Source organism: Mycolicibacterium sp. CBM1 (assembly GCF_054073305.1).
The window spans coordinates 281,422-301,415 of sequence record NZ_JBSXPP010000004.1; the positions used below are offsets into that span (position 1 = coordinate 281,422).

The 19,994-nt window shown below is 67.7% G+C and carries 22 protein-coding genes; 8 read left to right on the plus strand and 14 right to left on the minus strand.

The features are described from left to right. Positions 1-49 precede the first annotated feature (49 nt). Entirely contained in the window at positions 50-799 is a 750-nt protein-coding gene (locus tag ACXDF8_RS07625; protein ID WP_457222635.1) for a hypothetical protein, read from the plus strand. Between the two features lie 221 nt (positions 800-1,020). Here ACXDF8_RS07625 and ACXDF8_RS07630 read toward each other — a convergent pair whose 3' ends face one another. Further along, positions 1,021-1,902, minus strand: a complete 882-nt coding sequence (locus ACXDF8_RS07630) for an AraC family transcriptional regulator (protein WP_457222636.1) — start codon at positions 1,900-1,902, stop codon at positions 1,021-1,023. Between the two features lie 58 nt (positions 1,903-1,960). Between ACXDF8_RS07630 and ACXDF8_RS07635 the strand changes: the two genes are divergently transcribed. Beyond that, positions 1,961-3,235, plus strand: a complete 1,275-nt coding sequence (locus ACXDF8_RS07635; RefSeq protein WP_457222637.1) for an amidohydrolase family protein — start codon at positions 1,961-1,963, stop codon at positions 3,233-3,235. 106 nt (positions 3,236-3,341) lie between these two features. On the opposite strand, the gene speB is transcribed toward ACXDF8_RS07635, so the two are convergent. Continuing rightward, positions 3,342-4,340, minus strand: coding sequence for an agmatinase (speB, locus tag ACXDF8_RS07640; RefSeq protein WP_457222716.1), 999 nt, complete (start codon positions 4,338-4,340; stop codon positions 3,342-3,344). 297 nt (positions 4,341-4,637) lie between these two features. On the opposite strand from speB, the gene ACXDF8_RS07645 reads away from it, so the two are divergent. Continuing rightward, complete coding sequence (locus ACXDF8_RS07645; protein WP_457222638.1) at positions 4,638-5,030, plus strand: nuclear transport factor 2 family protein; 393 nt, start codon at positions 4,638-4,640, stop codon at positions 5,028-5,030. 24 nt (positions 5,031-5,054) lie between these two features. Here ACXDF8_RS07645 and ACXDF8_RS07650 read toward each other — a convergent pair whose 3' ends face one another. From ACXDF8_RS07650 to yaaA, 3 genes are all read right to left on the minus strand, one after another. Next, positions 5,055-6,176, minus strand: coding sequence for a diguanylate cyclase domain-containing protein (locus ACXDF8_RS07650; protein ID WP_457222639.1), 1,122 nt, complete (start codon positions 6,174-6,176; stop codon positions 5,055-5,057). 149 nt (positions 6,177-6,325) lie between these two features. Then, positions 6,326-6,703 carry a class I SAM-dependent methyltransferase gene (locus ACXDF8_RS07655; protein ID WP_457222717.1) on the minus strand — a complete coding sequence of 126 codons (378 nt, stop codon included), beginning with the start codon at positions 6,701-6,703 and terminating at the stop codon, positions 6,326-6,328. 26 nt (positions 6,704-6,729) lie between these two features. Beyond that, positions 6,730-7,476 (minus strand): peroxide stress protein YaaA, encoded by a 747-nt coding sequence (gene yaaA, locus ACXDF8_RS07660; protein ID WP_457222640.1) that lies wholly within the window; start codon positions 7,474-7,476, stop codon positions 6,730-6,732. A gap of 162 nt (positions 7,477-7,638) precedes the next feature. Between yaaA and ACXDF8_RS07665 the strand changes: the two genes are divergently transcribed. Beyond that, the gene (locus tag ACXDF8_RS07665) at positions 7,639-8,934 is read left to right on the plus strand and encodes a diguanylate cyclase domain-containing protein (RefSeq protein ID WP_457222641.1); all 1,296 of its coding nucleotides are present in this window, start codon (positions 7,639-7,641) and stop codon (positions 8,932-8,934) included. On the opposite strand, the gene ACXDF8_RS07670 is transcribed toward ACXDF8_RS07665, so the two are convergent. Genes ACXDF8_RS07670 through ACXDF8_RS07680 form a run of 3 tightly spaced genes read right to left on the minus strand, consistent with a single transcriptional unit; the run spans position 8,925 to position 11,268 of the window. Continuing rightward, on the minus strand, positions 8,925-10,073 hold the full coding sequence (locus ACXDF8_RS07670; protein ID WP_457222642.1) for an alkaline phosphatase family protein: 1,149 nt from the start codon (positions 10,071-10,073) through the stop codon (positions 8,925-8,927). The genes ACXDF8_RS07665 and ACXDF8_RS07670 overlap by 10 nt on opposite strands. A gap of 23 nt (positions 10,074-10,096) precedes the next feature. Further along, positions 10,097-10,852: a molybdate ABC transporter substrate-binding protein gene (modA, locus tag ACXDF8_RS07675; RefSeq protein WP_457222643.1), complete on the minus strand. Its 756-nt coding sequence runs from the start codon at positions 10,850-10,852 to the stop codon at positions 10,097-10,099. An 11-nt stretch (positions 10,853-10,863) separates the two neighbouring features. Then, the gene (locus tag ACXDF8_RS07680) at positions 10,864-11,268 is read right to left on the minus strand and encodes a TOBE domain-containing protein (protein WP_457222644.1); all 405 of its coding nucleotides are present in this window, start codon (positions 11,266-11,268) and stop codon (positions 10,864-10,866) included. A 115-nt stretch (positions 11,269-11,383) separates the two neighbouring features. Between ACXDF8_RS07680 and ACXDF8_RS07685 the strand changes: the two genes are divergently transcribed. Beyond that, positions 11,384-12,175, plus strand: a complete 792-nt coding sequence (locus ACXDF8_RS07685) for a CDP-diacylglycerol diphosphatase (RefSeq protein ID WP_457222645.1) — start codon at positions 11,384-11,386, stop codon at positions 12,173-12,175. Positions 12,176-12,227: 52 nt separating this feature from the next. Here ACXDF8_RS07685 and ACXDF8_RS07690 read toward each other — a convergent pair whose 3' ends face one another. The 3 genes from ACXDF8_RS07690 to ACXDF8_RS07700 all read right to left on the minus strand — a co-directional run bounded on the left by ACXDF8_RS07690 (position 12,228) and on the right by ACXDF8_RS07700 (position 14,654). After that, positions 12,228-12,773 (minus strand): Rv1352/Rv1906c domain-containing protein, encoded by a 546-nt coding sequence (locus ACXDF8_RS07690; RefSeq protein WP_457222646.1) that lies wholly within the window; start codon positions 12,771-12,773, stop codon positions 12,228-12,230. 223 nt (positions 12,774-12,996) lie between these two features. Beyond that, a complete protein-coding gene (locus tag ACXDF8_RS07695) occupies positions 12,997-13,425 on the minus strand; it encodes an STAS domain-containing protein (protein WP_457222647.1) in 429 nt (142 codons plus the stop codon). Between the two features lie 266 nt (positions 13,426-13,691). After that, positions 13,692-14,654, minus strand: a complete 963-nt coding sequence (locus ACXDF8_RS07700) for an LLM class flavin-dependent oxidoreductase (protein ID WP_457222648.1) — start codon at positions 14,652-14,654, stop codon at positions 13,692-13,694. Between the two features lie 65 nt (positions 14,655-14,719). On the opposite strand from ACXDF8_RS07700, the gene ACXDF8_RS07705 reads away from it, so the two are divergent. Continuing rightward, positions 14,720-15,355: a restriction endonuclease gene (locus tag ACXDF8_RS07705; protein WP_457222649.1), complete on the plus strand. Its 636-nt coding sequence runs from the start codon at positions 14,720-14,722 to the stop codon at positions 15,353-15,355. Positions 15,356-15,361: 6 nt separating this feature from the next. On the opposite strand, the gene ACXDF8_RS07710 is transcribed toward ACXDF8_RS07705, so the two are convergent. From ACXDF8_RS07710 to ACXDF8_RS07720, 3 genes are read right to left on the minus strand one after another with little or no spacing between them, the layout of a single operon-like run. Then, complete coding sequence (locus ACXDF8_RS07710) at positions 15,362-16,609, minus strand: sulfotransferase family protein (RefSeq protein WP_457222650.1); 1,248 nt, start codon at positions 16,607-16,609, stop codon at positions 15,362-15,364. Then, the gene (locus ACXDF8_RS07715; RefSeq protein ID WP_457222651.1) at positions 16,606-17,697 is read right to left on the minus strand and encodes a DUF1214 domain-containing protein; all 1,092 of its coding nucleotides are present in this window, start codon (positions 17,695-17,697) and stop codon (positions 16,606-16,608) included. The genes ACXDF8_RS07710 and ACXDF8_RS07715 overlap by 4 nt, the downstream gene beginning before the upstream one ends. A 19-nt stretch (positions 17,698-17,716) precedes the next feature. Further along, the gene (locus tag ACXDF8_RS07720) at positions 17,717-18,334 is read right to left on the minus strand and encodes a TetR/AcrR family transcriptional regulator (protein ID WP_457222652.1); all 618 of its coding nucleotides are present in this window, start codon (positions 18,332-18,334) and stop codon (positions 17,717-17,719) included. Between the two features lie 261 nt (positions 18,335-18,595). Between ACXDF8_RS07720 and ACXDF8_RS07725 the strand changes: the two genes are divergently transcribed. Further along, positions 18,596-19,057 (plus strand): protein disulfide oxidoreductase, encoded by a 462-nt coding sequence (locus ACXDF8_RS07725; RefSeq protein ID WP_457222718.1) that lies wholly within the window; start codon positions 18,596-18,598, stop codon positions 19,055-19,057. A gap of 10 nt (positions 19,058-19,067) precedes the next feature. Further along, positions 19,068-19,940, plus strand: coding sequence for a cytochrome c biogenesis CcdA family protein (locus ACXDF8_RS07730; protein ID WP_457222653.1), 873 nt, complete (start codon positions 19,068-19,070; stop codon positions 19,938-19,940). Positions 19,941-19,994: the final 54 nt, after the last annotated feature.

Consider the following 19,994-nt stretch of genomic DNA (forward strand, 5'->3'; position numbering starts at 1 on the left):
GTCACTTGGCCGATATCGGCCCGTCGGGCCGACGGGGTTGACTGGGCGCATGTCAGAATCCACTTTCGCCGGAGCTTCGGACTCCGAAACTGCTTCTGCTGTACCGATCCTCGACGCTGACGTCGTCGCCGAACCTGAAGCCGAACCCGGCGCCGAATCCGAAGCCGGGGCCGACCTCGACGACCTCGACGACCTCGAGTTGCTGCCCGGCGAGACAGTCGGTCAACATCGGGAACCGCGGATGGCCATCGTCCTGCGCAGTGTGCTCGAGCGTCAGATCGCCGCCAGCCAGGCATTGAGCAATCAATTGCTCGACGCCGCAACCGATGTCACCACCGCCGTCGCTCACGCCCCGAGCACGTTCGCGGAGGCGATTCAGGACGGTGACACCATCGCCTCGGCGTGGGCACAAGCCGGGACCGAGATTCAGGGTGTGGCCGGCGAGGCCGGTGGCCGGGTCCGCGGCGCGGTCGTCAGCTATGTCGGCCACCAGGCCACCCTTCCGGTTGCCGTGCTCGGCGGGCTCGGTGAGATCGCCGGCGCGTGGGCATCAGCGCAGGGCACCATAGCGGGCTCCGCCCTCGACGGCGCGTTCGCGGTGGCCACCGCCGCCACCGTCGGTGACGACCTTCGTCTGGCACTCGGTCGCCGGGTCGAGGACTTCCGGTCCACCGCGGCCGCGGCCGGTGGCGATCTCAACGATTCGGTCAAGAGAGCCGGTCGTGACGTCCAGGAGGCGCTCGGCGGAGAGCTCGGGCCGTTGGTCGCCGCAATCACCGGTGCGGGCGAGGATTCTTGACTGACGGCTTCTTGACGGACACCGAACTTCAGGTGACGGACGGCATATCGGGACGCGTGTCGCGGTTGCCGGTATCGGGCGGCTGGCACAGTGGTGTCATGGCACACAACCGGCGAACCAGGTCCCGGTCGTCGCTTCGGCACCCGCTGTCGCTGGGTTTCGAGGCGCACCGCGGCCTGCTGCTGCTGCGACTGCGCTGGCACGAACGGTCGGCGCGGCGGTCAGCGCCGGGCGGCTCCGGTCTCGCTGACTCGGGCCCGGTATGACGACGGGGTTTCTCCGCAGAACTGACTGAACGCCCGGGTGAACGATCCGACGCTGTCGAAGCCGACTGCTGTCGCGGTCTGTTGCACACCCTGCGCGGGTGCGGCAAGCAGGGCCATCGCGCGCAGCATCCTGGCGTGCAAAAGGTAGCTGCGCCAGGACATTCCGGCCTCGTGCTGGAACTGGCGGCGCAATGTCCGCTCGGAGACCGCCACCGCTCGGCATACGTCGTCGAGGCTGACCGACTGCAGATGGTCTTTGGTGTAGCTCATCGCCGCCGCGACGACCGGGTCTTCCGAGCTGGGCAGGCTCAGCGGCGCTTCGTGATCCAGCGCTTCGGCGATCAGGTTGGCCAGCGCGCGGAAGAACGCATCGGATGCCTTGTCCTCCTCGGCGCTGCCCGGCCCTCGGTAGATCGGCCAGCGCATGGCGTAGAGCATCATCTCCCGGATCAGCGGTGAGACCGCCAGGATGCGGGCCCGGTCGCCCGCGGCCGGGACGAGTTCGGGATCGAACATCACCGCCAGGGTCTTGACCGACGGGTTCATCGTTGCCTGGTGTTCGAGTCCGGCGGGGATCCAGGCCGCCTGCTGGGGCGGCACCAGATAATGCGCCGAGGCGGTCTCGACCTCCACCACGCCGCCGATGGCGTACTCGATCTGGTGCACATCGTGGTGGTGCCAGCCGGTGACCAGCAGGTCGCCCTCGTAGAGGTAACTGCCGGCCACCACGGGCCCACCCCGGCGCAGTTCCACCTGGCCGATGTTGGCGGGTCGGGCGGCCGGCCGAACTTTGGCCGTTTGGGCCAAGTCTCTGGCCGATTGTGCGGAGACGGTCACGATTATCGAGGGTACAACTAAGGCAACGCTTGGTAATTCCGCCCGCACGAGGAGAGACATGAACGTCGACGACCTGATTCTGGTGAGCATCGACGACCACGTGGTCGAGCCGCCCGACATGTTCCTGCGACATGTGCCCGCCAAGTACCGCGACGAGGCACCGATTGTGGTGACCGACGCCAAGGGCGTGGATCAGTGGATGTACCAGGGCCGGCCGCAGGGCGTCAGCGGGCTCAACGCCGTGGTGTCCTGGCCAGCCGAAGAGTGGGGCCGCGATCCGGCCGGCTTCGCCGAGATGCGGCCGGGCGTCTACGACGTCCATGAGCGCGTCCGTGACATGAACCGCAACGGCATCCTGGCCTCGATGTGTTTTCCGACCTTCACGGGCTTCTCCGCCCGTCATCTGAATATGACGCGCGAAGACGTCACCCTGGTGATGGTGTCGGCCTACAACGACTGGCACATCGACGAGTGGGCCGGTAGCTATCCCGACCGGTTCATCCCGATCGCAATCCTCCCGACGTGGAGCCCCGAGGGGATGTGCGCCGAGATCCGGCGGGTGGCGGCCAAGGGTTGTCGGGCGGTCACCATGCCGGAACTGCCGCACCTGGAGGGACTTCCGAGCTACCACGACGAGGACTACTGGGGTCCGGTGTTCACCGCGCTGTCCGAGGAGAACGTGGTGATGTGCCTGCACATCGGCACCGGCTTCGGGGCGATCAGCATGGCGCCCAACGCGCCGATCGACAACATGATCATCCTGGCTACCCAGGTGTCGGCGATGTGCGCCCAGGATCTGCTGTGGGGCCCGGCGATGCGCAATTACCCGGACCTGAAGTTCGCCTTCTCCGAAGGCGGCATCGGCTGGATCCCGTTCTACCTCGACCGCAGCGACCGGCACTACACCAACCAGAAGTGGCTGCGCCGCGACTTCGGCGACAAGATGCCCAGCGACGTCTTCCGGGAGCACTCGCTGGCCTGCTACGTCACCGACAAGACGTCGCTGAAACTCCGCCACGAGATCGGTATCGACATCATCGCCTGGGAGTGCGACTACCCGCACTCGGACTGCTTCTGGCCCGACGCCCCCGAGCAGGTGCTGGCCGAGCTGAATGCCGCGGGCGCTTCGGATTCCGACATCAACAAGATCACCTGGGAGAACTCGTGCCGGTTCTTCAGCTGGGATCCCTTCGCCCGCACCCCGAAGGATCAGGCCACGGTGGCCGGGCTTCGCGCCAAGGGCACTGACGTCGACACCTCGATCCGCTCCCGTAAGGAATGGGCGGCCCGCTTCGCCGCAAAGCAGGCCGAGAAGCAGCTGGCCAAGGCGTAGACCCGGTGGGCGAGTCCAGTGAGCAACCCCGCAGGGATGCACCCGCATCTCTTCTGCGTGGCTGCTCACTCGGCGAGAAGTTGGGATCGATAGCGCGCGACGACGGTTAGGTGGCCAGCGGCGACGGCGGTCCGGGCGTGACGCCGGCCGCGTCGCGGCGGCGCGCCGCCATCCCGGCCAGCGCCTCGAACACCACGCGGTGCGCGGCATTGACGGTCAGTTCGGCGTGGTCGTAGGCCGGGGCCACCTCGACGACGTCGACGCCCACTACGTCGTGGTCGTAGCACAGCTGGCGGACCATGCGCAGCAGGTCCGCGCTGGTGATGCCGCCCGGCTCCGGGGTGCCGGTACCCGGTGCGTGAGCGGGGTCCAGCACGTCGATATCGACTGACACGTAAAGCTTTTCCGCCTTCGCGAGAGCCTCGCTCACCGCCTTGGCCATCACCGACTTGAACCCGTGGTCCCAGATCTCCTGCATGGTGTGCCAGGTCATGCCCTGTTCCTGCATCCACTCGAAGGTGTCCTGCGGGGGCCAGTACCCGCGCAGGCCGACCTGGACGAAGTGGGTGCCCGGCACGGCCCCGGACTCGATCAGCCGTCGCATGGGTGTGCCGTGGCTGGCCAGGTTGCCGTCGATGATGTCCGCGGTGTCGGCGTGGGCGTCGAAGTGCACGATGCCGACGTTGCCGTAGCCGTGCACGTCGGCGACCGCGGTGGCCGCCGGCCAGGTGATCGAATGGTCACCGCCGAGGACCACCGGAACGATGCCCTTGGAAGCGACGGTGTGCACGCGCTCGCGGATGTTGGCGTGCGACACCTCGGTCATCCCGTGCGGACAGTGCGCGTCGCCGAAGTCGACGACTTCGAGCCAGTCGAAGATCTCCAGCCCGAGATCCATGTGATAGCTGCCGGGTTCGTAGGCCGTGGCCCGGATTGCCCGCGGCCCGAACCGGGCGCCGGGACGGTTCGTGGTGGACACGTCGAACGGCGCCCCGACGATCGCCACGTCGGGCTGCCAGGATTCCAACTGCTCGGGCTCGGTGAGAAAGGGGCGATGCCCGAACGACGCGAGACCTGCATAGGGCAGGTCGAGTTGCCCGGCCATGCCCGGGGGCAGGTCGCGCATGGGCTTGTGGTCGTGGCCGGAGCTCATCGGCCAGACATTACCGCCGCCGGCAGACCGCCGCGGCCGAGAAGCGCCGCGCCGACCGCTATAGCGTGCGGGTCTTTGGCCTGGGCCGGTTAGCCTCGACGAAGCGAAGTTCGAGGGAGATGGAATGGACGTGGTCGGAGGCGCACGGCGCAGAGTCGTCCCGGCGCCTATCGGAATGGCGGATGCGGTGGCCGATGTGGTGAACGGTGTCCGGGGGCGCGGCCCGTCGGTCACCGCGGTGTCGATGCAATGAGCGCGCCGACTACGCGCGCGGAGATCGCCCGCGCCTTCGCCCAGCATCGATTCGACGATGCCCTGCCGCACCTAGCCCGTGACGTCCGCTGGACCATCGTCGGCTACTCGGTACTCGAAGGCGCCGATGCGGTGGCTACCACCTGCCGCGAGACGGCCGGAGGCCTCGACACCACCGTCTCGACCTGGGATCGCTGCCTGACCGTCGAGCAGGATGACACCGTCGTAGTCGAGGTACTCGGCCGGTATCGACGGCCCGACGGCATGACCATCGTCTCTAGTTGTCACATCTTCCGATTCGCCGGTGCCGAGATCGTTTCGATCACCTCCTACGGCGTGGAGATCGATCCGGACTCGGTGGGAGCGCCGGCCGACGTCGACCAAGGCTGACGGCCGAGCTCACGCGGCCTCGCTTCACGACAGGGGGCTGTCGTGCCCGTCACTGTCGTCGATGATGCTGAGGTTGGGCCGCACCACGTAGCGGGCCTGATTGCCTCCGGAGCGTCGCGCGTCGTACATCGCTGTGGTGGCCAGCGCGATGATCTCGTCCAGAACGTCGTGCGGTGGATGCTCGACCAGCGGGCGAAGCGGTGTCGCGACCACGCCGATGCTGGCGGTCATCCCCGACGGTGTCCCGGCGATCGCGCCGAGGATGCGGTCGATCAACGGTGATGGGTCGGGCGTGGTGAAGGTATCGGCGACGAAGTACTCAGCCTCGCTGACATGGCCGACGATCGCGTCGCGGCGCACCGTTTCCCGCAACGCTTGCCCGGCGGTGACCCGCGCGCGGTTTCCGGCCCGGTTGCCGGCCATGCTCACCATCGCGGCGAAGCTGTCGATGTTGACGACGGCGACCACGATGTACCGGTCGTCGTCGCGGTTGCGCGAGGCCAGCAGCGTGGCCGTCTGCAGGTAGAACGCGTCGCGGTTGAGCAGTCCGGTCAGCGGTTCGATGGCGTCGGCGTCGTCTTGGGTTCCGGTCAGCCACACCACCAGGCGGCAGGCGAACGCCGCGAACAAGTAGAGCAGCACGATCAGCGCGACACCGGCCAGCGACAGTGCCGGATCGCGGCCGATCAGCCGAACCGCCAGCCAGAGCAATGTGGCGACGGCCACCGTGAAGACCGCCGTCAGCAGCCGAAGGCCGTGAAATAGCGCCGCGTATCCGATGATCAGGGCGAACGCGGTGGACCCGAGCAAGCCGAACATGGCGTCGGCCGGGATGAGGCACCCGACCGGGATGACGATCGTCGCGGCGGATACCAGCAGCGTCGATTCCGTTCTGGTCGGCCAGCGGTGCCGCAGCCAGATCCCTGCGGAGGCGAAACTGCAGATTGCCAACGCGACCAGCAGGCTGCGAGCGCCCTTCCACTGCATGGTCACCGAGCTGACGAAGGTGGCCATGGTGATCAGGCCCAGGATCGCCATCGTGGCGGCGATGACACGGGAGGTGGTCGTCTGCGCTCCGCGGGCGGCCAGTAGGGCCGTGAGGGTGTAGTACTGGCTCGCGGGACGGGCTGAGAAAGCCGATCTCATCAACCATCCCCTCTATTGATGGGCCGGAGCCGCGGATTCACCAGCAACGAGTGCGAAGTCGATCTACCGGCGACGGAAACCGACTCTAGCGAGCGCTACTTGCACTGGCCACTCCCGTTGTCGTCGGTTTATTGCCAACGATAATTTCATCAGGTCGGCGAAGCATCCAGGCGGTGGACAGAGACAGCGTAATCACCGTCGGCGAAGGGCTGGCGATCCCACGTGGCCCAGCGCTGCACCGGCTGCAGACTGGCCTGGGCGGCCAGCCGGTCGTAGTGGTCCAGCGAGAGTCGATCCGGACGCAGGCTGAAGCCGACCACGGGCACGCCGCGGCGGTCGAGCTCGATCGCCACCCGCCCCGTACCGCAAGCCGCGTCGAGAACGGATCGGCCTGCGCTCTCGGTGAGTAAGCCGGCAACCAGGTCGGCCTCGCCGTGGATGATGCGTCGTGCGGCGGCAAGCGTGGACCATCGGGCGTCGTAGTCAGCGCCGCGCGGCGCCGTCGATTTCTGCCAGCGGCTACCCATCGGGCCGATTGTGGCAGAACGTGCGGTCACGCCGGAACGATGACGGTCACCTCGTTGCCGCTGCGCTCGACACGCATTCCGGCCCGGCGGGCCACCGCTGCGACGGCGGCGGCGTCGCCCGGCTCGGAGCGGCTGCTGGCCAGGGCGCGGGCCAGCCGGCCTTTGTGTGCCTTGTTGAAGTGGCTGACCACGGTGCGACGGCCGTCGGGCTGTTCGGCCAGGACGTCGACCCGCACCGCGTCCGGCAGCTTGCCGAGGGCCGCGTAGGAGCCGGAGCGCAGGTCGACCACCAGTTCAGCGGCACTCAACTTGGTGAGCACCGGCTCGAGCGCCGGCCGCCAGCGGGCCGCTAGCGTCGGGCGGCCCGGCAGCTTGGAGGTGGCCGAGAGGCGATAGGCGGGGACCTGGTCGTCGGCGCGTAGCAGGCCGAACAGTGCCGAGCCGACCGCGAGCCGGGCGCGGGCCCGCGCCGCGGGAGCACCGCGAAGCGACCCGATGTCCAGGGAGTCGTAGAGCACACCGGTGTAGCGGTCGATCGCCGGTAGCGTCGGGGCGGTCCACAGCGCGGCATTGCGCGCGATCTCGCCGTCCTGGGCAGGTGAGATGCCCAGTGCACGCCGGCTCGCCTCTGGGTCGGCGGCCAGCGAAACGAGTTCGTCGACCAGTTCCTGGCGCACCGGCCCCAGTTCCGGATTGCTCAGTTCGGTCACCTGCAGCGGCGGTCCGTCGCCGCCGGTGCGTTTGGTCTCAGACGGCGGAAGCAGCACGATCACGACGCAGACGCTAGCGGGCGGTCACTTGTGACGTCCGCCCGGACCAGAACCCCAAGGGGGCCACTCCCTTTGCCAATCTATTGACTAATCGGTAATTTATGTCCGCCAGGAGTTTTGAGCAACCAGGACACGGTCAGGCCCGCGTCAGTCCGGGGGTGATCGGTGGCGTTCAAGTATCCGCCGAGGCACGACGACGAACTTCGCCGGCTTCGCGTTCTCATCGATCGGCTGCCCGCGATGATCGGCTATTGGGACCGCGACCTGCTCAACGTCATCGCCAACGACGCATACCGGCAGTACTTCGGGATGACGCCCGCCCAGATCCACGGCCGACATGTCCGTGAGGTCCTCGGCGAAGACGTCTACCAGTTGAACCTCCCATACATCAGAGGTGTCCTGGACGGTCACGAGCAACAGTTCGAACAAGACCTCGTCGACCGGGATGGGAAGATCCGCCACACGCTGGCCACCTACGTCCCCGATGTCGTCGCTGGCGAGGTACGGGGCTTCTACGTTCAGGTCGCCGACGTGACCAGCCGGGTCGAGGCCGAACGCAGCCGTGACGAGGCACTGGCCTTGTTCCAGATCAGCATGGCCAACGCAACGTTCGGTGAAGCGATCCTGACGATCACCGGCCAAGCACTGATGGTCAACCCCGCCTTGTGTCAGCTGGTCGGCTGCTCCGCGGAGGAACTCTGCGGCTCCAATTACCGCGACTTCGTCCACCCCGACGACCTGGCCGCCATCATCGAGGAGCACCGCCAGCTGCTCAACCGGGAGGTGCCGCGAATCGTCTCGGAGCGTCGCTACTGCCGCCGGGACGGGACGACGATCTGGTTGCAGCGCAACGCCGTACTGGCCCCCGGCGGTGAATATGGTGCGCCGGACGTCGTCGTCGCGCAGTTTCAGGACGTCACCGCCCGTAGGCGCGCCGAGGCCGAGCTGGCCCGGTTGGCCGTGACCGACCAGCTCACCGCGCTGCTCAACCGTCGCGCCCTGATCGGCCGGATCGAGGAGCATCGGGCCGCCGAGCCGATGACACCGGTCGGTATCGTCTTCGTCGATCTCGACGGGTTCAAGGAAGTCAACGACCGGCACGGGCATGCGGCCGGTGACGCGGTGCTGGTCGAAGTCGGACGCAGACTCGCCGAGGTGGTCCCAGAGCCGAACTCGGTGTACCGCATCGGTGGCGACGAGTTTGTCGTTCTGGTGGCGGCGGCCGATACGGTTGAGGCGGTCGCCGAGCTCGCCGCGGCGATCAGCTCAGAAGTGACCGGCGCCTACGACATCGACGCCGGCCAGTTCCAGCTGACCGCCTCGGTGGGCTGGACCCTGGGCCCGGCCGGTAGCGCCGAGGAATTGATTCGCCGGGCAGACACCGCCATGTACCGGAACAAGCCCGGTCGTCGCGGAACGCCGCCGCCCGGCGACCAGACTCGGTCCGGCGCTCAGCCGTAGGCCAGCAATAGCGGCACCCGCTGTTCGGCACGGGTCAGGGAACCGTGGTGGCCGACCAGGGCCGACTCGGCCGGCTCGACGGTCCTGCGCACCAGCACCGCACGGTCGCGGGCGGCGGCCACCACGTCGCCGATCCTCGGACGCACCCGATCGTCGACGTGACTGCCGAACCAGCCGGCCTCGATCGCTTCGTCCCGAGACACCACCCAGGCATGCCGGCCCAAAGTTTCCCGCCACCCGGCCAGCACCGCGGGGACAGCGCCGTCTCGCACATAGACGTGCCGCGCCCGTGGTTCACCGGCTACCGCCGCCACTCCGTCGAGTAGGCCGGCGTCGAGTAGGCCGGCGTCATCGAGGTCGACGGTCGATTGGGGGTCGGCCGCCACCATCCCGTGGTCGGCCACGACGGCGAGCAGGGCTCCGGCGGGCAACGCCTCGACGACTGATTCCACCAGCCGATCGACGTGCCGCAATTGCATCCGCCAGGCCGATGATCCAGGTCCGTGCAGGTGACCGACCAGGTCGAGATCGCCGTGATAGCCGTAGCAGAATCCGCCGGCCGCCACGCTGGCACTTACCTGAGCGGCCAGCTCGCCGAGCGCGTGCACGCCGACATAGCGGCCACCGCGCAGCACCGCCCGGGTCAGGCCCGAGCCAGCGAATTCCGCACCCGAGACGACGGACACCGCGACTCCCGACGCGGCCGCCCGCTCGAACGTGGTCGGCAGCGGCTGCACCTCCTCGGGGGCGACGGTGTCGCGCCAGTCCTCACCCCACGGATGCGGCCGCCACCGCAGCGCGTTGATGACACCGGCGTCGGGAAGTCGAAACGAGTAACCGACCATGCCGTGGCCGCCGGACGGACAGCCGGTGCCGACAGCGGCCAGGCCCGCCGCGGTGGTGGACGGGAAGCCGACATGCAACGTGCGGCCGCGCAGCCCGGCCAGCACCGGTGCGTCCGCGAGGTGGGCATCCAGCAGATCGGCGCCCAGGCCGTCGATCAACAGGACACATGCCCCGGCGATAGGCTCGGGCAACCCGATGCGACGATCGAAACCGGCAACGCCCATCGCGCTCAGCACCGCGGGCACCACGTCGGCCAGGTGCGGGGTATCGGATTCGACGTGGGGCAGGTCCACAGTGCGTGAGCCTGCCACACGGTTCAGGGCTTTCCGAAACCGGCCTTGGCCAGAATCTGTTGCCCCTCAGGGCTGGTCACCAGGTCGACGAATTTGGTTGCCAGGTCAGGGTTTCGGGAGCCTTTGAGAGTGGCGATCGGGTAGGTGTTCACCGCGCCGGCCGCTTCGGGGAACGAAACCGCGTCGGCCTTGCCCGTGGCGCCGGCCACGTCGGTGACGTAGACCAGCCCGGCGTCGGCCTGTCCGCTGGTGACCTTGTTGAGCACGTCGGTGACCGACGATTCCTCGCTGACCGGGTGCAGCTGCACCCCGGTGCGGGCTTCCACCGTCCGGGTGGCCGCGCCGCACGGCACCTGCGGCGCACACACCACTACGTCGAGGCCAGCCGCGGTCAGGTCGCGAAATGTCTTGATGTCCTTGGGATTACCCGGCGCGACAGCGATGGTGAGGGTGTTCGACGCGAAGTTCACCGGAGTGCCTGCCAGCAATCCGGCCTGCGCGGCCTTGTCCATGTTCTTGGTGTCTGCCGAGGCGAAGACATCCGCATAAGCTCCCTGGCTCAGTTGCGTCACGAGGTCCGACGAGCCGGCGAACGAGAACTCCACCCGCAGATCGGGATTATCCTTGTCGAAGCGGTCACCGATCGCGGTGAACGTGGACTTCAGCGAGGCCGCGGCGAACACCACCAGTGTCTGCTGGGCCGACGGGGACTGGCCGGACGCGCAGCCGGACACGGCGACCAGGACACCGACGAGCAGACCGGCGATTGCGGCTGCCATCCGGCGCGCGCTCACGAGGCGCCCGGGGTCTCGACGATTACCGTGGTGGCTTTGACGACGGCCACCGCGACGCTGCCAGGCTCGAGCTTCAATTCGCGCACGGCGTCGCTGCTCATCAGCGACACCACGGTGAACGGGCCGCACTGCATTTCGACCTGGGCCATGACGGCGTCGGTGACGACCCGAGTGACCAGGCCCGCGAACCGGTTGCGCGCCGAGCTAGCGATGGACAATGGGTCCTTCGGCGCGGTGGCGGCATTCTTGCGAGCGAAGGCCGCGAGTGCGGCACCGTCGACCATCTTGCGGCCGGACTCGTCGCTGGCGATCGGCAGCTGGGCGTCCTCGATCCACCGGCGCACGGTGTCGTCGCTGACGCCGAGTAATTCGGCGGCTTCTCGTATTCGCAGCATCGGCACCGGGGGAGTCTATCGAGTAACGTCCGAATCTGCGGTTCTGGTGGCCGATTTGCGCCGCATCCGCGGAGTCATTCGCGGGGCGCGGCGAATTCTCGTCGGCCGTAGGGTGGTGTCGGTGCGACATACCCGGGGCAGTGTTCTGCTGGCGGCTCTGCTGGCGGTCGGTGTCATCGAGCCGGCGTGGGCCCAGGCCGATCCCAACGCGCTGTGGACGATCGTGCACGACAAGTGTGTGACCGATGTGCGGGCGTTCCGCGATCCGGCGCCCTGCGCTCAGGTCTACCTGAGCCCCAGCGAGGAACATGGCTATGCGGTACTCAAAGACACGGTCGGCGCTCGCCAGTACTTGTTGATCCCCACCGGGCCGCTCAGCGGCATCGAGAGCCCTGAGCTGCTCGAGCCCGACGCCACGAACTACTTCGCCGCAGCGTGGCAGGCCCGGGCGTTCACCGAGCAGCGCGCCGGCGGAACGATTGCGCGGGACTGGATGAGCCTGGCGGTGAACTCCGCGGTGTCACGCACCCAGGATCAGCTCCACATTCATATCGACTGCCTGCGCGCCGATGTACACGACGCGCTCGTCTCGGGAGCCGGCTCGATCGGTTCGACGTGGACATTGTTGCCGGTACCACTGGCCGGGCACACCTACTGGGCGATGGGGGTGCCGGGAACCGACCTCGGCATCAACCCGTTCACGGTGCTCGCCGACGGCGTCGCCGGAGCCCGCGCAGACATGGGCCGGTACACGCTGGTGGTGGTCGGCACGGACGTCGGGGGACAGCCGGGGTTCATCCTGCTCGCCGACCGTGTGGACGCCGCGAGCGGCGACACCGCCGGTGGGGAGGAACTTCAGGACCATCACGCGTGCCCGGCGCCGCTGCCGGCGACGAGCGGCACCGCTAAATAGGGGGCATCTAAGTGGGGGGCATCGCCCGCCGCGCAAATCCGCGGGTAGCGGCTCAGTACGGCGGCAGCTGCCCGTTACCGGACTGGCCGGCCAGGCCGTTGATCTGGTCGAGGTAGTGCCGCAGCTGTAGCTGCGACATCAGCGGCCCGGGCTGGCTGGGCGGCTGAGCATCGGTGAGCTGCCACGGCTGGCAGCCGTCGGTCTTGAACGTGGTGTCGGTGGGGTCGATCTGGATGATCTGCGGCTTCTTGGTCAGCCCGCTGTCCACCGTGGTCTGGCCGTCCTCGCCGCCGATGCGCTTCCAGTAGCAGGCGCTGCCCTCGACCGGTCCCGCCGTCGAATAGGTTCCGGCAACGATGTCCACGCCGACCTTGTAGGTACCGGCCTGGTCGATCGTCGACTTGGGGCCACCGGGTGGGGGCGTGGGGTTCTGTCCGGCCGGCGGCGTGGACGCGACGGGTGACGGTGTCGAGGCGGGATCCGACGGCGCGGGCGAGGGCGCCGGAGTCGTCGGATCGGCGGCCGAAACGCCCGAACCTGCCAGGCAAGCCGCCACAGCCATAGCTGTGGCGGCGATCACGCTCGTCGTCCGACCCACGCCCACCAGGATAGCCGGTCGCCACCACGGGTCGGCCCGGAAGGTCGAAGGGGCACCCCGGTCCCGGTTCGGGTTCTCGAAATGATCTTGTGCACCAGCGGTATGGCCGGATGTCTAGCCGATCCCAGGGTGGGAGTCTGCCGCAAAGACAAGCACCCCGGCGCGTGCGCCGGGGTGCTTGATCGAGAAGTAAACGAGAAGTAACTGAGGCGGCGGGCCGGACTCAAGCCGTCTTGCTGAGCAGCGGAAGCAACAACCGGCGCCGGTTGAGGATCGCGTCGTCGAATTCGTGCTCCGCCTCGGCCACCGAGCCGACGACTGGGAAGACGACATCGTCAGCGCGAAGGCGCCGGTTGACGGCGTCGCTGGGCACCAGCGCCCATTCCACACCGGCCGCGGCGCACACGTCGTCGATCTCGGCGAGCAACCGGACGGAATGCGCACTGAACGACCTCACGCCGGAGAGATCGAGGACGAAGGGCTTGTCGGCGAGGATCAGCCGCTTCGCGCTTTCGGCGATCCGCTCGACATTGGCTGAGTCGACCCGGCCGCTGACGGCGACGACCGTCACCACGTGGCGGCAATGAGCGCGGATGTGGGCACCCTTGTAGTCGACGGCGGGATTGCCATACCTCGACGTGAAACTCGTCATCTTGTGCCCCATTTCGGTCCAGTGCCACCAACGGCGGCCTCATCGACTGCCTCAACCTGACCGCTACGCTATGTCGCAAATCTAAGGCCCCTGGGAGCGGCGGCTAAAACTCTGTTAAGAACCCAACTTTCGTGCCCGGACCTGCGAACGGGCAACATCGCTCGGGAGGTCGCAGACGTTACCGAGCGGTACGAATCGGGGTTTGGAATGTCCGATCGGGGGTAGGCCGGGCAGTGCTGCCCGTCGTCACGGTCGCAGGCGGGACGCTAGCGCAGGGCCGGCAACACCTCGTCTGTCAACAACTGCACCGACTTCCACGCTTCGTCAACCGGCATGCCGCCGACGAGGGGATGCATGACGATCGGACCGTAGTTGGCCGACCGGCGGACCTCGGCGATCAGCTCGTCGGGGGTCAGGAACCGGTAGCGGCCGGACGCCCGCACCTCCTCGAGTGTCCGCACGCCCGGCAGGTGCATCGACGATCGCGGCGGGTCGTCGGACCACCGTCCATAGGTGACGGCCTCCCACAAAATATGCTCACCCAGCTCGGCCCAGGCCCGCTCCGGATCCTCGTGCAGGTAGATCATTCCGCGGTTGACGGCGGGCGGCATCAGCACCAGGGGCTGCAGTCCGGCGTCCCGGCACAACTCGGCGTAGTACTCCGCGAGGTCAGGTCGGTGGTCGGGCAGGCTCAGGGGCAGCCCGAACCGCACCGCGCGCCGCACAGTGGCCCGGACCCCGCCGCCGAGATACAGCGGCGGATGCGGCCGCGACCACGTACCCGGCATCACTCCGGTCGTGCCGCTCCACGCCTCCAGCATCGCCTGCAGGCTCTGATCCATCAGTTCGCCACGACGGGTGAAGTCCACCCCGAGCGCCTCGTACTCGATTTCGCGGTAACCCAGGCCGATGGTGGTGTGCAGCCGGCCCTGGCTCATCGCGTCGACCAGGGCGATGTCCTCGGCCATCCGGACCGGATTCCACAACGGCGCCAGGGCGCAGTCGATGCTGGCGAAAATGTTGGCCGTGCGAGCCAGGAACATCCCGGCAATCATCACCGGGTTGGGGCTCCAGCCGTGTCCGGTGGCATGGTGTTCGTCGACACTGATCGCGGCGATGCCGTGCCGATCGCCGAATACCGCCAATTCGAGTGCGGCGGAGAGCAACTCGCCTTGCACCCGAGGTCTTCCGCCCGGCGAGGCGAAGTTGAACCGGAGAATGGCAAGCATTTCAGCACTGTATTGTCGCAACGGCGGCAAGTCGGCATAAAACGCCCGCCCGGCTGGGTCACGATTTGGCTGCCGCGGTCGCCGGCAGCCCGCGGCTGTCGGTGCCCGACGTTACGGTGACGGGCGTGCGTGAGGACTCCGCGACGTTGGCGACGGCGCTGCAGTGGGTGGGCCTGTGGGTCGTGGCGACGGTGTTGTTGACGTTGGTCGGGCTGCTCAACCGGGCGGTGTGGGTGCTGGCGGCTGCGGCCGCGGTGATCGCGATGGTCTGCACCTGGCGGGCATTGCTCGCCTGGCTCGACCACCGTCGCGAAACCCGCCTCGATGCCCTGTACCGGGCATCGGGCCAGGCTGCCGTCGATGCGATGGGTGGAGTGGAGTTCGAACACTACGTCGCGGCGGTGTTACGGGGTCGCGGATACATGGTCGAAATAACAAGGGCTACTGGTGATTTCGGAGTGGATCTGATCGCGGTCAAAGACGGTGTGCGCACTGCGGTGCAGTGCAAGCGGCAGAACCGGGTGGTCAACGGGTCCGCCGTCCAGCAGGTGGTGGCAGGTGCCGCCATTCACGACTGCACCGCCACCATGGTGGTCTCCAATCACCGGTACACCAGGGCCGCCGAACAATTGGCGCAGGCGCACGGCTGTGTGCTCGTCGATCGCACCCGGCTGGCCCGGTTGTCCCGGGCCGCCCGCTGAGCCGGGTCAGCCGAGGAATCGGTCCCGGTAGGGGCGTAACCGCTCGGCAACGTCGGAGGGGTCCAGCCCCACGTCGGCGAGGTCGTAGAGCACCTCTCCGTATCGGCCCCGCGGGTGGGCGGCGATGAAGTCTGCCATCGCCACCCGCACGGTGGCGTCGAACGGCTGGCCGGCAAGCTCATAGATCGCCGCCAAAGTGCCCTGCTCATCGGCCATGAAGTCACCGAACCGGACGTCGATCGACTGCTCGGCGGGCAGAACGTCGCGGTCGCGCAGGCAGCCGTTGAACAGGTCCGCGGCACGGTCGAGCCAGTACCGGCCGATCTTGTGCGGATCGGGACGGGCGGTCGCCATCCGGGACGCGTAGACGATCATGGTGGCCATCGACCTGGTCACCTCGACCGGATCACGATGCGTGACAACGAAGGTCGCGTCCGGGAAGGTGGCATACAGGGCGGGGAACTGCTCGAGGTGCTGCGGAGATTTCAGCACCCAACGCCTCCCGCCGCGCAGGAACTGCATGGCCTTGAGCTGGAGTTTGAGGTAGGCGTACGACGACCCCTGGTCGTGGGTCTTGTAGTAGGCCGCGTACGACGGCAGGTGATAGGTGGTCTCGAACAGCATGGTGGATAGGTCGTTGGCCAGCAGCTGGATCTCTTCGTGGGCGTGGTCGACGGTCATGTCGTGCATTCGCCTGAATTCGGGCATCGCCGTGTTGACCAGATCCAGCCCCGCCGAGCAGCGGTCGCGGCGGGGCTGGTCGTCCACCTCGTCGGGCGCGCCGATGGGTTCAAGACTTTCCCAGTACGGCAGGTGACGCAGGTGGGGGTCGGCGGCCATCAGGTTGTGCAGGTGGGTGGTGCCGGTGCGGGGCAGCCCGCAGATGATGATCGGCCGCTCGATCGCGATGTTCTCGATTTCGGGGTGCACGGCGATTAGCGCCTGCAGCCGGAGCCGGTTGACCAGGTTGCCCACCAGCTGCTCGAAGACGACCGCGACGCCCACGTCGGACAGCCCGGCCTCTTCGCGTAACGAGGAACACAGCACCTCCAGGCGCTCCCGGAAGGCGGGGGCGCCGAAGTCGTCGAGACCGGTGCGTTCCACGGCGGCACCCAGCAGCACCTCCGGGGTCAGCGTGAGGGCTGCCCCATAGCTGGCGAGCGCTTCGCGCATCGGCATCGCTGCCTCGGGGTACACGGGATCGGCGAGATCGGTGAACCTGATCGGAGCGGGCCGCTCGACGCCGGTGGTCACGCCGGACGCTCCGTGGCTCTGCCGGCGTCGGCGACGTTCACGACGCGGCAAACGGGGCGCTTCGGGGTGTGTTCGGGCAGAAACCAGCGCAGCCAAATCAGCCCCTTGGTCCGGCCTGCGGTGGAGACCCAATTGGGATGTCCGGGATCGGTGTCGCTGACCACGATTTGCCACGAACCGTCCGATTCGTACGTGATGTGCGCGCCGTTGATGGTCACCCGTTCGTAGGTGTAGTCGTAGGTGTGCAGGAAGTGATTCCACAGGCACAGATTCCAGAACACACACGGCGGCGAGGTGCCTTCTATGACCAGCGCCTCGCCAGGTGCCAGGTCATAGGCACCCATCGCATAGGCCGCATCACCGGCGGCCCAGCCGTAGGTCTGTTGCGGCACCGGATACGGCTCGGCGATCTCGTTGGCCGGCCCGATGCGGGTGGGGATGAACGAAACCTGTTCGGCAATCCAGGTTTTCGCTGAGCGTAGCCGGCGGATCAGGTCAGCGCGGTCGTCGTGCTTGCGAGCCGGTGGATCGACCGCCTCGATCTTCCACTGCACGCGCCGGTCGGTCTCGGGGTTCTCCAGGTAGTCGCGGGTGAGGGCGACGACGGCATCCGGCTCGAGTTTCAACCACGCGCCGGGGTGCTCGTGGGGGCTGATGACGAACTCGAAGTTGCCGTCGTCGTCGAAGTCCAGCGACCGGTCGTTGACGGTTCCGACGATCCGGTTGCTGTAATGGCCGTCGTCGGGCCCGCCGTACACGGTGATCGACAGGTAGACCGAGTCGCCCCGGTTACCGGTGACCCGATAGGTGCGGCCCGGATCGATCGGCGCGAGTTGGTAGAACGCGTCGGTGTTGTCGCCACCCCAGCGCTGGTAGGGCCCGATGACGTCGACGAAGCGCGGATTGTCTTTGTCGCCCCACACGTAGGTATCGACGGCGACGCGCAGCAGGCTAAACGCGAGCCGGTAGCCGTCGAGGATGTCGGCTTCCTCCAGCGGGGGATCGGCGGCCAGGAACTTGCGTTCGATGGCGCCGAGTTCGTCGAGCAGCTCGTGGAAGGCGGTCGAGAGTTCGTCGGGCAGCGTCATGTCCTGGTCACGTCCTAAGTCAATCCTGATTTCGAGGTTCAATTCCCTGCATGACCAGCGAACAAAGCTGGTCTACCAGCGGATCGGTGTCGTCGCGTCCGTCGACCAGGGCGCTGTAGAAGGTCGTCCCCACGAGCACGTTGAACAACGTGTCGGTGTCGACGTCGGCGCGGACCAGCCCTTGCTCGGCGCCTGCGCGCACCAGTGTCGCCAGCTCTGCGCGGATCATGTCGTCGAGCAGCTGTTGGGTGCGGATGTGCAGTTCGGCACCGCGGCGACGCTCGGCGAGGATGCCCATGGTCGCGGCCTCGACCACCGGTTCACGCCAGAAGGCGACAGCGGCACGTACGAAGTCGCGCAGGTCGGCGTCGAAATCACCGGTGTACGGCAGGGACTTGGTGCCCCCGACGGTCCCGAACGCGGCCTCGAACACCACGTGCGCCTTGGACGGCCAGCGCCGATAGACGGTGGGTCGGCTGACGCCGGCTTCCCGGGCGATCGATTCCATGGACACCTGGTCGTAGCCCACGTCGGTCAGTAACCGGCGGGTCGCCGCCATGATCGCCTCGTCGGTGCGCGGGTTCCGCGGCCGGCCGCGCGCGGGTTCGGGAGCGGGGGCTCGGTGGGGTACTGGCACCCGAATTATGTTCCATTACGTCACGTAAACAGTCAATGTCTGTGTCGGTGTGACGGGTTTCTGACCCTCGCCGGCAGCTACTGACTCGGCGGCGGGCCCGCCCATAGCCTGAGACGACGAGGCGCGGCTGAATCGTTGGGTGAACCACGGGTTCGGTCGCACCGTGACATCACAACAGTCTGTCGGTGACCGCGGGAGGTTTTCATGAAGCGTTGGCTCGTTGGTGCGATGCGGTCATTGGTGGTGGCGATGGCGTTCGGGATGGGAATGGTGGCGCTGATATCTGCGGTGGTACGGCCACCAGTGGCGCTTGCCGAGGACCAGTTGGACTTCTCCGCGACGACGTTGAGCGGCGCGCCCTTCAACGGCCAGAGCTTGCAGGGCAAGCCGGCGGTGCTGTGGTTCTGGACGCCGTGGTGCCCGTTCTGCAATCAAGAGGCCCCCAACGTCAGCCAGGTGGCGGCCGCCAATCCCAAGGTCACCTTCGTCGGGGTCGCCGCACGCGCCGATGTCGGACAGATGGAGGCGTTCGTGTCGAAGTACAACCTGAACTTCACCAACCTCAACGACGCCGACGGATCGATCTGGGCTCGGTTCAACGTGCCCTGGCAACCCGCGTATGTGTTCCTCCGGCCAGACGGTTCCTCCACCTTCGTCAACAACCCCACGTCGGCGATGAGCGAACAGGAACTCAGCGACCGGGTGCGCGCGCTGGCATCCTGATCGGCGCACGGTGAATCCGAACCTCTCCGGTCTCGCGCTCGCCGCGGGGATGGTCGCGGCGCTGAATCCGTGCGGGTTCGCGATGCTGCCGGCCTACCTGACGCTCGTGGTGCGCCGCGAAGACGTCGCGCCGGGCCGGATCACCGCGGTGGCGCGCGCCCTCGCCGCCACCGCCGCGATGGCGCTGGGCTTCCTGGCGGTGTTCGGCGCGTTCGGGTTGCTGACGGTGTCGGTGGCCTCGACGGTGCAGCGCTACCTGCCCTACGCCACGATCGTCGTCGGCATCCTGCTTGTGGCGCTTGGTGTCTGGTTGCTCAGCGGCCGGGAGCTGACGGTGGCGGGTCTGGGCCGGCTCGGCCGCGGGCAGCGCTGGGCGCCCACGTCCGGTCTATGGTCGATGTTCGGCTACGGCGTGGGCTACGCGATCGCCTCGTTGTCGTGCACCGTCGGCCCGTTCCTCGCCGTCACCGGCAGTGCGCTGCGCACCGGCTCGGCGATCGACGGCGTGCTGGTCTACCTGGCCTATGCGGCCGGCTTCGCATTGGTGGTCGCGGTGCTTGCGGTGTCGGTGGCGCTGGCCAGTACCGCGTTGGTGGACCGGATGCGCGCCCTGCTGCCCTACGTCAACCGCATCAGCGGCGCGGTGCTGCTGGTGGTGGGACTGTATGTCGGCTACTACGGCCTCTACGAGGTGCGGCTCTTCAGTGCCGGCGGCGACCCCGCCGACCCGATCATCAGCGCCGCGGGGCGGGTGCAGCGCGTGCTGGCCGGCTGGGTGTACACCACGGGCGGCTGGTCGTGGGCGCTGGCGCTGGCGGTGTTGGTCGGTCTCGCCGCGGTACTGGTGCGGATGCGTCGCAGCAGCCGTGAGCGTTCCCGTTGACCGCACTACGCGCGGCTATATACTCCGCTGCACGTCCGAGACAGGAGAGACGCC